7 protein-coding genes and 2 pseudogenes are annotated in these 13177 nt (G+C 57.8%); 6 read left to right on the top strand and 3 right to left on the bottom strand.

Annotation, left to right across the window (positions count from 1 at the left end; genetic code table 11):
* Positions 1–414 precede the first annotated feature (414 nt).
* From PHX60_RS11085 to PHX60_RS11070, 4 genes are read left to right on the top strand one after another with little or no spacing between them, the layout of a single operon-like run.
* Positions 415–1524, top strand: a complete 1110-nt coding sequence (locus PHX60_RS11085; RefSeq protein ID WP_300077411.1) for a patatin-like phospholipase family protein — start codon at positions 415–417, stop codon at positions 1522–1524.
* Positions 1517–2560, top strand: a complete 1044-nt coding sequence (locus PHX60_RS11080) for a cyclic GMP-AMP synthase DncV-like nucleotidyltransferase (RefSeq protein WP_300077408.1) — start codon at positions 1517–1519, stop codon at positions 2558–2560. Before PHX60_RS11085 ends, PHX60_RS11080 begins: the two co-directional genes overlap by 8 nt.
* 23 nt (positions 2561–2583) lie before the next feature.
* Positions 2584–4266 (top strand): ThiF family adenylyltransferase, encoded by a 1683-nt coding sequence (locus tag PHX60_RS11075; RefSeq protein ID WP_300077405.1) that lies wholly within the window; start codon positions 2584–2586, stop codon positions 4264–4266.
* Positions 4267–4286: 20 nt separating this feature from the next.
* Positions 4287–4784 carry a Mov34/MPN/PAD-1 family protein gene (locus PHX60_RS11070; protein WP_300077402.1) on the top strand — a complete coding sequence of 166 codons (498 nt, stop codon included), beginning with the start codon at positions 4287–4289 and terminating at the stop codon, positions 4782–4784.
* A 630-nt stretch (positions 4785–5414) separates the two neighbouring features.
* Here the strand turns inward: PHX60_RS11070 and PHX60_RS11065 are convergent.
* A pseudogene (locus PHX60_RS11065) lies at positions 5415–6420 on the bottom strand (IS110 family transposase).
* Positions 6421–6860: 440 nt separating this feature from the next.
* On the opposite strand from PHX60_RS11065, the pseudogene PHX60_RS11060 reads away from it, so the two are divergent.
* Both PHX60_RS11060 and PHX60_RS11055 read left to right on the top strand, forming a co-directional pair.
* A pseudogene (locus PHX60_RS11060) lies at positions 6861–7931 on the top strand (IS110 family transposase).
* Between the two features lie 444 nt (positions 7932–8375).
* On the top strand, positions 8376–9359 hold the full coding sequence (locus PHX60_RS11055; RefSeq protein ID WP_300077399.1) for a hypothetical protein: 984 nt from the start codon (positions 8376–8378) through the stop codon (positions 9357–9359).
* Here the strand turns inward: PHX60_RS11055 and PHX60_RS11050 are convergent.
* Positions 9330–10241 (bottom strand): nucleotidyl transferase AbiEii/AbiGii toxin family protein, encoded by a 912-nt coding sequence (locus tag PHX60_RS11050; RefSeq protein ID WP_300077396.1) that lies wholly within the window; start codon positions 10239–10241, stop codon positions 9330–9332. The genes PHX60_RS11055 and PHX60_RS11050 overlap by 30 nt on opposite strands.
* Before the next feature lie 63 nt (positions 10242–10304).
* Positions 10305–13160 (bottom strand): DUF499 domain-containing protein, encoded by a 2856-nt coding sequence (locus tag PHX60_RS11045; RefSeq protein WP_300077393.1) that lies wholly within the window; start codon positions 13158–13160, stop codon positions 10305–10307.
* Between the last annotated feature and the right edge of the window lie 17 nt (positions 13161–13177).

Genomic DNA, 13177 nt, shown 5'->3' with positions numbered 1-13177 from the left:
ATAGCGGGGCCAGCGTCAGTGTCGGTACTTTGGCGTGCAAGGGATTCTGCGCGGAATGCAGTGCGTCTACAGTGGTGCCATGATTCATCCTGTCCCCGCGTCACTCACCCTCGACGATACTCGCTAGCGCGGCAGGCAATCGCGCCACATGGGCCTGCCGTGCCGATGCGCCAACCGGTTTGTGGCGATGAATCGATTAAGCGGCTCTCCGTTAATTTCGTACAGCATCTAGTTCCGACGAAGGAACCGGCCGAAGGCGCAAGCCGCTGCGAATTACTAACGAGGGATTAGCTTTGGTAAACGCCTGAAGCTGCCAAGATCTTGAAAAATTGCTTGTTCCGTGTGAAGTGCCTCTTGAAACTGATTGCAACGCTCCCCACATAGCGCAGACCACCACAAATTGCAAGGAGCACCGTGAAGGAGACGAAGCCCTTTAGGGTTTTATGCCTGGATGGCGGCGGCATGCGCGGCGCTTACCAAACCGCCTACCTGGCTACCTTTGCAGAGCGCATCAGTGAGAAGCTGAAGCTGCAAGGCCCTCTCGACGTTGGATTGGCCTTCGATCTCGTCGTCGGCACGAGCACGGGCGGAATCGTGGCCTGCGGGCTTGCGGCTGGCGTGCCACTGACGCAGATGCAAGAGCTCTATGCCAAGGCGGGGAAGAAGATCTTCCCGCTGCAGTGGGTTCGCCCGCTGCCCATCCTCGGCAAGCTCGTTCGCGTGTTTGGCATCGGCACCATCTGCGGAGACCGGGCGCTGCGCAAGACACTGACCGACACGCTGGGCGACCGCACCATCGGGTCGGTCTACGACGATCGCAGGATTGCCTTAGCGGTGCCGACGCTCGATCTGGCCCGCCATGCGGCGGTCGTGTTCAAATCTCACCACCTGAAGCGTCTGAATGGGCGGGATAATAAGCGCACCCTCGTTGATGTGTGCATGGCCACCAGCGCGGCGCCTATCCTGCGCTCAATGGCTCGTCTGCAGGAGCCAGGTGGTTCCGGTGCGTCTGCAACTTATGTCGACGGCGGCCTCTGGGCGAACAACCCTGGTCTGATCGGCATGATGGAGGCGACCGAAATCCTGAAGGATCGTGGCGAGAACCGCCCAATCCACCTCTTCATGCTTGGCACGTTGCCTTCCCAGGGTGGCGAGGAGATCCACTGGTGGCGGCATCGTGCCGCCTGGGGCTGGGGCTTCGGGCTCAAGGCCATCTCGGCAAGCCTGAATGCGCAAGCCGTCGGATACGACTATCTCACCAGCAAGATGGCCGAGATGCGTGACGATGGCAGCTTTGCCTATCGACTTCCGGCGCAGTGCCCATCCAACGAGCTGCGTGATTACCTCACCAACATGGACGATGCCCGGAAGAAGGTGCTCAACGCGCTGGCTCGCCAGGCGATCTCGGACGTCGATTTCGCGTTCGCCTCGACGGCCATCGAGATGCAGGAATTTCGCTCCACCCTGGCCACCGCCAGACCTCATCCATCGGCCATCAACCAAGGGCAGAACATCAATGACTGACATCGACTGCGACAGCGAGATGACGAACTTCCATCGGGACAACGTCACGCTCTCGAACAAACAACAAGGTGAGATGCGCACGCACCGAGACGCGGGTCGCACGCGCCTGGAGAACGGCCTCAACGAGGCCAAGAAGCCACAACCCAAGGAGGTCCGGTCGCAGGGGTCGTACCAGATGCGTACCATGGTGCAAGACGACGATAACGACTACGACATCGATGACGGGGCCTACTTCGCGTCCAACGATCTCAAGGATGAAGCGGGCGTTGCGCTGACACCGAAGGCTGCGCGCCAGCGTGTGTGTGATGCGCTGGTGTGGGATGGCCGCCTCAAGCAGGAGGCCACCGTCAAGCGCAACTGCGTCCGGCAGGTCTACGCTGCGGGCTATCACATCGACATCCCGGTGTACCGCATCGTCACCACCAAAGACGAGAACGACGATCCGGTGGAGCACTACGAGCTGGCAAGCGGTGATGAGTGGGCATGCTCTGATGCTCGGGCGGTGACCTGCTGGTTCAACGGCCTAGTGGGCAAATTGAACACCGGCGAGTCGGACGGCAGCCAGATGCGGCGTGTCACTAAGTTGAGCAAGAAGTTTGCACGCCGAGTGGGTTGGAAGAACAAGACCACCAGCGGGATTAGCATCACCAAGCTGGTCGTCGACCATTTCCAGTCCAGCGCCGATCGCGATGATAAAGCGTTGCGCGAAACGTGGAAGGCCATCGACAAGAAGCTGCAGAAATCTGTCGAGATCGACCATCCCGTGCTGGCCAAAAAGCTGGCGCAAGCGGGTGACGAAGCGGTCACCTTTTTCCGCGACTGCCTGAGCGGCGCGCTTAAAAAGCTGGAGGTGCTGGACAAGTCCGATTGTTCCCGCAAGCAGGCGCGGGAAGCATGGGACGACGTGTTCGACACTGACTTCTTCACGAAGCAACCGGACAACAACGGCGACGGTAGTGGCGGCCAAGGCTCAGCCATGGCAATCACGTCGGTCGCGACCGCCCGGCGCAACGATGGTGGCGGGAGGTTCGGCTGAGGACCGATGCAGAACGCGCACTGATGGCGGGTGAGATCGAAGCTGGCCTTGAGCAGCAACGCCCGGGCCAGTGGCAGCGTTTGACTGCGGCCCAACTGGCTAAGCTCCAAAAGGGATTTACTGCTGGCTGGCGGGTGAAAATCCCCGCTGGCTCGCTGGAACTGAAAACGGTTGACCACTTGGTGCTGGCCGTTGATGCCGCCTTTCCCAACTCCCAGCCCCGAATCTTTGCGCCAGCGGCGGGCAGCGACTACAGCTGGCCGCACGTCGAACAGGCCGGGCTGCTCTGCTTGCGATCCAGCAGGAACTCCGCACCGATTGCGGACCGGGTGGAGATGCATCTGCGTGATGCGCAGGAGCTGCTCAACTTTTCGGAGCCCAAGCGGCGCGAGGAGTTCGAGCGGGAGTTCACGGCCTACTGGTCACATCGCGCCACGAACAGTGCTGACCGAGCACGGGTGTGGAGCCTCGTCACCCCGGGTCAGGAGACGCGCGAAGTAGCGCACTTCTTCGATGCCAGGTCGAGTCGCCATGTGATCGCCGACGACAAGGACGCACTTAAGCGTTGGTTGCGCAACACCGGCGCTAATCCACGTGACAAGCAGATCTACCCGACTTGGTTGTTCCGTCTTCCGCAGCCCTGGACACCGCGCGAGTTTCCGGAAACCGGCGACCAAATCACCAAGTTGCTCCCGAAGGACATGGTGCGCAAGTGCCTGGAACCTGGGCTGCTGTCGCCGTTTCTGTTCGAGGTTGTCACCCAAACTGGCACCGCGTTTGCGGCGGTGGTACTGCGAGGTGCTGAGCGTCGCGATGTGATCCGCGGGTTCCGGCACATGTCGAAGGTACCGCCGACGCGAATTATCGCCTCCTATGCGAAGCGGCCTGTCGAGCGCTGCAAAGTCGCGCGCATTGACGGCGCATGGGTTCACGGTCGAGATCACCCTTCGAGTTATGCGCTGGTCAAGAACCGCAAAGTGGCCATAATCGGCTGCGGTGCCATCGGTGCAGCGGTGGCGCGACTTCTTGCGCAGGCCGGTGTGGGCGAGCAGATTTTCATCGACGGGGACAGTTTGACGACGGCTAACATCTCTCGGCATCCGCTGGGCACGTTCCACGTCGGTTTCAACAAGGCTTCCGCGCTGCAGGAGCACTTGCGACGCGAATTTCCGCACCTGACGTTCGAGCAGGCCTTTCGATGCCGTTTCGAATCGCTCACCACGAAGGATCTCGAGAAGCTGGCCGGTGCCGACCTGATCATCTCGGCGGGCATCGACTTCGATGGCGAGTCTGCGCTGGATCATTGGCGGCGAAGCCTGGCATATCCCCCAGCCCATCTCAGCACCTGGGTGGAGCCTTACGCTGCTGCGGGGCATGGTGTCTTGCTATACGGCCAGGCGTCGATCTTGGCAGGCTTTGACGACGAGGAACGGCCGAACTTCCGTCTGACGGATTGGCCTGATGAATCCGGTGCACTCATCGTCGAGGCGGGGTGCGGCAACAGCTTCCAACCCCATGGCGTGATTGATTTGCACCCGACGGTCGGGCTGGCGGCCGGGCTGGCACTCGATACGCTGCTGGACAAGGTGCTTGCCTCGTGTCGCCGCATGTGGATGGGCGATCCTGCAGTGGTCGGGGCCAACGGCGGCATACTGAGAGAAAACTTCACCGACCGGTTAACGGTGCGTGAGTTTGTCTGGCCATGATCTGTTTTTTTGCAAAGCCGATGCCCAAGCACTCGATCGTCGGGCATCTCGCCGACACCTCTCAAGTTCTTTCGATTGCCCGATTGGCCTTGCAACACGTCAGCCGATACCGTCAGTCTACCCTTTGGGCGACCGAGGCTGGCGGCCAACTGTTCGGCACGCTCAATGCCGCACAGGTCTGCGTGACCGAGGCCTCCGGCCCGTATGCCGGTGACGAGCGCTCCAGGTATCGCTACCGCTCCAACCCCGCTGCCGCCCAGCGCGCGATCGAAGACCGACACAAGCGGGGGCTGCTGTACTTGGGCGAGTGGCACACGCACGCCGAAGACTACCCCAGTGCTTCGGGGTTCGATGACGATGCCATGCGCCGTCTGATCGCCAGTTCGCAGCTGAACAGCAACGCGCTGCTGCTGATGATCGTGGGTCGGGCACAAAGCGCGGCAGGTCTCGCGGTGTGGAGCGTCTCCAGTGAGGCCGCTCGCCCATGGATTCTCAGCGCGAACCCGGAGGACACCTGACATGAGCATCAGCATCGTGCTTGTCATCGCCATGCTTCGCCAACTCCTGGCGGATGCGCTGCTCAGACTCGGTTGCCCTGGCATAGTCGCACGGCTATTTGTAGGGACTTGCATTTAGCATCAGGCGCTGCATTCAGCGCATTTCTGGGCCAACATTAACTGCGTCTATCAGCGCCCTCAGGCCAGCATTAAGTGCAACTGAACTTGCGTTTGACGGCATAGGGGTCAACTCGCGAAACAAAAAAAATCGTACTAGGGGTCTTCGCAGAATCCAGAAGAAATCGTACTACAAGGGCTTCCCCAGAAGTCAAGCAAAACTTGATGCAGGCGGCCTGCACAGCAAGTCACCATGGAATGTTCTTGGAGGTTGCACACGCTACCGGCAGCTCTGGCAGAGACTTTGAATACAAGGTGCGGACTGGCTGTACTACAAACGGTTATTGATGCAGCGTAACTGCTGCGGACCCTGATGAAAGACGCACGCGGGGGCCTCGTTCGCTAATCAAGGATGGTGCTAACCACCTTCGTACTTTTTTCAGGAACACCCCGCGCAGGTCCAACCTTGCTTCATCACTGCAAGCCGTCAAGCGGCGGTAGAAATCAATTCATTTGTTCAGTTGCTGTATGGATTCAAGCGGGCATAGCAAAGCGCTCCCCAAGCGTCAGCGATGCCCAGGCCATGCGGGCGTTCTTCGCAGCAATGGCCACAATCGCACGCCAATAACCACGTCGCTCGGCCAGAGCAATGGCCCAGCGGCTGGTGCTATCACTTTTGTTTTTGGCCCTGTTTAGAACCGCACGCGCGCCCAGTACCAGCAAAGAGCGCATGTAGGCGTCCCCCGCTTTGGTGATATGCCCTAGCCGTGCCTTGCCACCGGAACTGTACTGCCCAGGCACCAAGCCCAGCCAAGCGGCGAACTGGCGACCACACTTGAACTCATGGCCGTTGCCAATCATGGCCAGTATGGCGGTGGCCGTGGCTGGGCCAACACCTGGCAGGCGCATCAGTTGCTGGCTTCTGCTGTCCTCTTTGGCAATTTGCGCAATGTGCTGGTCGTATTGCTCCACACGCTTGTCCAGATGACTGACCTGGCTGAGCAAATCGCCAACGACCGTATTGGCCCAACCCGGCAAATCTTCCAAGTGAGCCATGGCCTCACGTCGGATGGTGGAGGCTTTGAGTGGCAGCACGATGCCCAATTCTGCGAGCAAGCCACGGATGCGGTTAATGGTGGCGGTGCGTTGTTCGATAAATCCTTGGCGTACCCGGTGAACACAAAGTTGACCTTGCTGCTCGACGGTCTTGATGGGCACGAATCGCATGTGGGGTCGCTGCACAGCCTCACAAATGGCTGCTGCGTCCGCTGCATCGTTTTTACCTTGCTTGCCCGACAGCCGGTAAGGTGCCACAAACTTTGGAGCCATCAGGCGAACAGTATGGCCATAGGCCATGAACAGACGTGCCCAGTGGTGGGCACCGGAGCATGCTTCCATACCAATGGTGCAACGCCATCAACTCAAGCAACTTACCACGGGCCACCGAAGGTTTAACCAGTGCAGGCTTACCAGCCTCATTGACCCCGTGTACCGCAAACACGTTTTTTGCAATATCAATCCCTATGGTGACGATGGCCATGACTTCACCTCTCAGGTCAGTTGATGAACAGTAGAGCCTCTCCGTCATGGTATTTTTGGCTGCAAACTGTAGGCCGCAAGGGGGGGAGTACCAAGGACGGGGAAGTCCCTTTCATTCGCTAAGCCAGCTTCGGCAGGTGTCACGCAGTTGCTATTGGTGACGAAGCGCATGGAGCAGCGTTCGATAGTCAACGCATGACCTAGTTCTCGAAACTCGCCGCTCTCCTACGGTTGATCCAAGAATGGTTTTCGAGAACTTTCAGTGCCACAGTCTCCGAGTTGGGCCAGTGTTCTTACATAGCGTTCTCGTAGACCACTGTTTGTGAGAGAGGCTAGAGGCTTAACGTACGAATACGAAGGGACTTCCCACTTCCAGAGACGGCATCGTAGTGCCAAGATTGGCCCGTTGGAAGTCAATCTGCAGCCGCAAGGAGAAGTCCCATGAACAACATTACCCGAGTTGGCGTTGATTTGGCCAAGAACCTCATCCAAGTCCATGCAGTCGATGCCGTTGGCAAAGTGGTGACTAACCGCGCGCTCAAGCGCGAGAGGTTCCTAGCCTGGTGTGCTGAGCTGCCCGCAGGTTGCCTCGTGGCGATGGAAGCTTGCAGCGGTGCCCACCACTGGTGTCGCCAACTGCTTCAACGGGGTTTGGATGCGCGCATGCTTCCGGCCCAGTTCGTTGCGCCCTAGCGCATCCAAGGTAAAAGCGGAAAGAACGATGCCAACGATGCGGCTGCCGTCTGTGAGGCCGCTTCTAGGCCACACATGAACTTCGTGCCATCCAAGACGCTGGCTCAGCAGGGCATGCTGTGTGTACATCGTTTGCGTGAAGCCCTCAAGGAGGAACGCACGGCCTGCATCAACCGCATCCGCGGCCTATTGGCTGAGTTCGGTGTAGTTCTTCCCCAGAAACCCGCCATCCTACGCCAGCACCTCAACGACGTACTGGAAGTTGCCACCAACGACATCGCCGCGATGGCCGGCTTGGTATTGCAAAGAGCCCAAGCGCACTGGCGAGAACTTGAGGTGCATATCCAATGGTGCGACGAACGTATTGCTGCCCACCAGAAAGAGGATGAACAGGTTCAACGCGCCGCTGAGCTCAAAGGGGTCGGCCCCATCACTGCATCAGCGGTTATAGCCACGGTCGGTGACTTCAAACAATTCAAGAATGGTGCCCAATTCGGTGCCTGGCTTGGGCTGACACCCAAACAAAATTCCAGTGGTGGCAAGACTAGTTTGGGTAGCATCACCAAGCGCGGCAGTAATTACCTGAGAAACCTGCTGATACAGGGTGCAAAGTCTGTCGTGTTGGTCGGTAAGCACAATGATGACCCCATCTCGCAGTGGGCGCAACGATTGCGTCAACGCGGTGGCTGGCACAAAGCCGTCGTAGCGCTGGCTAACAAGAAGGCGCGGATTCTGTGGGCTGTCATGAGCGGAACCAAACGCTACGACGCGCACCATGTCAGCATCCCACCAGCTGGAATCATATCGATGCCAACCTAAGCAGCTAGGACGGCAACGTTCACTAACCACGAATTCTCTTTCCTTGTCAGACGTGAAATCGAAGATGCATTGAACAGGTCAGACCGGCAGTGGGTAAGCTCGAGGAAAAAATTGTGGGTCTATGGATGCCACGATGTACGAATAGAGACCTGCTGAGCGGTTGGTATCTGGGGCCGCACTAAGTGCGCAATAAGCCCGACTGTAGATAAGCAGTCTGTTCCTCGTTTCAAGCAGCTTGGTCCACGTCAGGCACTAGGAAGTTGCCTTCAAAAAGAGCAATGCCTACCGCACTTGACACTTGACTACTTGGGAAGTCCCTGTAGATTTTTTTCCGAATTCTGCGACGACCCCTATAGTGACCCCAGCAAAGGATTGTTTTTGCACTGTGCTGCATATATGCAGCACAGTGTATCATAAATTCGTCAATTTACACGCTTGCGATACATGCCTAATACCTTGATTTACAAGGGGTTCTTCGCAGAAAATTGTGCTATGCTGTCGTGCATATATGCACGACAGCAAAAAATAATGGTTACGCGCATCCAGATCGCCAAGCCGGATATCGTTGCCGAATTCGCACAGGGACATCCGGTACTTAGGCCTCGAGCAGTCTCAAAAATCTTTGCTATGCACAGGGATTTTTGGCGGCTGACCAAGTCCATGACTATCAACTCGTTTCTGAAGTTCATGCTGGACAAAACTCAGCTACAGGAGGTGCGGTTTGAGTTCCCAAATCGCGTCGTGACGGGTTTCACGTGGGGCGATGTGCCAACGCTTGAGGTACTCAACGCATTGATTGATCGCAGCTACTTCAGCCATTACACCGCTTTACGTATCCATGGCCTGACTGAGCAGGTGCCGAAGACGGTGTACATCTCTAGGGAGAAGCCCCGCAGCTCTGACGTACGTATTTCCGGCGAGGTGTTCGACCAAGCAGATATCGATATGGCATTCAAGCAGCTGCCACGTGTTTCGAAAAATGCGGTAACGTTGCCAGCCGACCTTGGCAGAGTCGTGCTGCTGGAAAGCGCTTACCAGGAGTGGAATGGCATCACGTTAGGTACAGTAAATTGGGGTGGAGAAAGGCCTTTGAGGCTGAGCTATACAACGCTGGAACGAACCCTAATTGATGTGACGGTGCGTCCGTTTTACGCCGGCGGTGTCCCTGAGGTCGCGAAAGCATTTGAGAAAGCCCGGGGCGAAGTTTCTGGCAACGCTATGCTTGCTATGCTTAAGCGTATGGATTTCGGCTACCCCTACCATCAGGCCATCGGTTACTACCTAGAGCGTGCGGGATACAAGCAGTCAGTGGTTGATCTGTTCGGGAGGGTACCAATGGAGCGTGACTTCTATCTGACGCATGGCATGACGGCCATGAGGTATGTGAGCCGGTGGCGCTTATACGTCCCAGAGGGATTTGAGCTTTGATGCCAGGCTGTTGACAAATTCGAAATAGAAGTCGAAGGGTTCAACATACACGCCAGGCCGCATCGTTGCGATGACAGAGTCAAAGCCGATGGCATGGAAGTCTCGCGTGGACTGAGTGCCGATATCTTTGAGGAAGGCTAAGGGCACGCGCTTGGATTCGAAGATTTGGCGGATCATCGAGAGTGCTTTTTCGGATGCCATGTCCAAGCTGAAATGGCGCACCAGAGCTTCGATATCCACAAAATCACGTGCACGCTGGGTACCTGGCTTCGAGCGATGGATGACCTGCCCGTACGCCGGCATTTGCTGACAAATTGCGCGTAATTTCTCGCCGACGATCATGAGCGGAGAGTAGACGTAGATCGTGTAGCCGTCTAGGTCGTGTGACTCTTTATCTCCGACGTACTCATGGCGGGAAATATCGATTGTGAATTTTGGGCCTTCCCCCAAGTTGATTGCTTCGCGCCGCATTTGCTCAAGGTTCTCGCCAATTTCTTTCGCCCGATTCTGGCTAATCAGCTTGAACTCGACCAAATATCCCCCCCAGAACTTTGAGAGCTCATCGGGCATCTGGCCTGGCCGTACGTTCAGCTTGATGTCGAAGGCTCGATAACCGTGCGCTGCGAAGGTGCTGGTGAGTGCTTTCTCGAGACGCGGTAGTGTCGCCTCGTAATCGAGATCTGCCTGCATCGAAAAATCCAGGTCGACTGATGCCCGCGAGCTCACCCGGTGGATCAAGTCCATGGCATTTCCGCCTTTAAGCACCAAGGTGTCCATGAGCTCGTCGTCGGCGAACATCGCGACGACCGCCGCGCGCTTGATCTGATCCAGCACATTCCCATTGAGAACCTCGGCTGAAGCACCCTTGTTCTTCTTTGTCATGCGTTACGTTACACTCAGAAATTATTGTGGGCCATTATGTCTTGGTCACCCATTCTTCTACCCCTAGTCCTGCTCAAAGTCAGCAGAACGGAATTTCAACACCCCACAGTTCTCCTTAATGGTGCGCTGTAAGCCATCATCGAAGCCATCGCGTGTGCGCGCCTCTATCTCGACGGTGACCGTGACATCCACGCCATTCAGTGCGGCAAAGTGCTGAATCACCTCATTCACGATGGTCGAAAAGTTTATCGTCGCGGTCGTCGCGTCCACCTCTACCATTCCAAAAAAACGGTTGGGTAGGGATACAGCAACTGGCAGTTTCGCCGGGGGAGGCAAAATAGTGGGAGGCATTCCAGAAGGATGGGTACTGGGGGGTGATGTGTCCGTGCGTCCACCTTTCTCTTCCGGCTGGCGTTCTGCCTCCCGTTCACGCTGTTTTGTGGCTGTTTCTTCATCCAGCTTCTGCTGGTGGGCTTGCGCTTCCGTATGCGAAATCAGGCGTTCGTCTTGGTTGAGAGAAAACACCGCTGGTCGGCCATAGACAAAACCCAACCATCTATCCCCTTCACGCGCGCTGGCGACAGCGAAGCCATCCTGGGTTGCGCAGCCAGCCGTCATGGCCTGCATAAACACATCCGAGTTCAGCAGCCGCGGTAGGTACAGATACTGGCAAGTGTCTTGCCACACCTTCAAGGCCGACACGTCGGTAACACCCTCTTTGTTGAAATACCACTGATTCAGCATCCGGTTTAGGTGAACGGGCGACCAGGTACTCACCAGCCATTCTTCTTCTTTCAGCTTGCTTTCGATGGCATCCACCAAGTTCGATGCAGATGCCGACAAAGCTACAGCTTCCCAGCGCAGTGTCAGCTTGCCACGCACCATTTCTTCGGTGGGTACCATCAGCCAGCGATAGGTCTCGCGCACCATTTGTTTGACGCTGTCCTCAGCGCTTTCCATGGCGCGCTTGGCTTGGTCAGCTTGGTAGGTGCCCAGATCGATGCGCCGGTTGTGTACGTCCTCTACGATGGATTTCCAGGCCAGATACGTGCGTGCCGCATCGCGCAGGCGCTGCACGGCATCGCCATCGGGTGCCAAGAAAATCAGGCGGTTGCGTTTGAGCCGTGGCGCGTCGCCGCGCTTTTCCAGCACCTCGGTGGCAGCCCGCAAGGCCAACGACTCATCCTGCTTGCGGTAGCCTGCATTGGGTGGCAATACCACCAAGCGCGGCCCATTACCGAACTCATCCGGGATGTCTGCCGATGGCACAAACACATGGATGGCAGCGAAATGGTTGCCCTTAGAAAACACTCGATTCACACGCTCTTTCAAGAGCGGCACTACATCCTCGTCTTCCTTTAAATTGGCTTTGCGCGCCTCCATCTCACGGCGCAGGTTGGGGCGGGTGTCAAACCAGTAGCTGTCTTTTTCGCCGTAGAGGTAATGCAGGCGATCGCGCAAGCGCTTGATGACATCCTCATAGGTACCCACCGGCTGCCCAGGCTGGGCAGTGCCCAACAAAATGCCTTGCACGCGAATACCCCGCACCGCCTGGGCAGCATTCGAGGGCGCACTGCCCAAAAACACCGTGCGCGCCACGCGCCGGGCAGCCTGCACGCTGCCAAAGCGGGTGTCATGGCCATCCACATCGGCGGCGGTAGAGCGTGGGCCGTCTATCTCACTCTCAATCACCGGCTCCCAACCGGTGGGCAGGTAGTGAATGCTCTTGTTGCGCACCACCGCATCGTCCAGCGGCAGCGAGCCAGGCATGATGAGCGCATCCTTATCGTTGCTGTTCCACAGGCGGTGGATGATGATGGCCAGGTACTGCAGCACACCGCGCGTGCGCTGGAATTTGTCCAGCGTTGACCAGTCATCGTACAGCCGGTCAAATACCTCCGGGTGGATGGGATACGCATTGGCGATGCGCTCCTCGTAGTGCGCCTTTTGTACCTCTGCAGGAAATTTGCTCGGGTTCTGGCGGTACAGCTCGCCAAACGTCCGCGCGGTGGCCTGTATCTGCACTGGGTCGCCCGCAGAGTCGAACAGGCGGCGGCGCACAATTTCAAACGCCTCCTCGGTACCCACCGGTTTCCACACCGACTCCACCCGGCCAAAGTACTTTTCCAGCACCGTCAGGGCACGCTGGCCATGGGTGCCTGCAGCCTCGGTTTCCGATTCGGGCAGCGAAGCCAGCAAGATGGCATTAGGTACCCCCTTCATGGCCTCGGTCAGGGCCTGAATGAAGGTGATGTTGCTGTCGAACGTGCCGCCGGGGTAGCTCTTGCCTGGCTCCAACTGGCGCACATAGGCCACCAACTCATCGAGCAGCACCACGCACGGCGCGGCGCGCTCCAGCAGCGTGGTCAAAACATCCTTGCCCGGCGAGGTGCCTGCTTGGTCGGCATCGGCCAGCAGCGCATAGCCTTCAGCACCCAGCAGTTGCACGGCCAAATCGCCCCACAAGGTGTTCACCGTGATGCCTGCGTGTGAGCGCGCCAGACTGGGCGAGAACTTAATGCCATCAACCACCGCCACGCGCGCTTGAGGCAGCGAGGCAATGCCTGCTGCATCCAGAATGGGCGGAATGCCTGCCAACTTTTCTGTCGGGCACTGGCGGCTGGCCAAGTGGTACACCGTCAGCAGGGTGTGCGTTTTGCCACCACCAAAGGCCGTTTGCAGCTGGATGACCGGATCACCCCCCCGACCCGAGAGCCGCTCAGCCACGCTTTGCAGCAGCAGGCGCATGCCCTCGGTGATAAAAGTGCGGGCAAAAAACTTCTCGGCATCTTGGTATTCCTCGGGCGCGGTGCCGGTGTGGACTTGCGAAATATCCGCCGCAAATTCGCTTTGCTTGAAGGTGCCTTGCAGCACGTCTTTATGGGGGTGGGCGACTTCGCGCCAAGGTTTGATGGTCATAGTCCAGCTGGTTTCGT

The sequence above is a fragment of the Giesbergeria sp. genome (genome assembly GCF_028686475.1).
In the GTDB taxonomy this organism is placed as follows: domain Bacteria; phylum Pseudomonadota; class Gammaproteobacteria; order Burkholderiales; family Burkholderiaceae_C; genus Simplicispira.
This window is presented reverse-complemented; position numbering and strand designations above follow the sequence as displayed.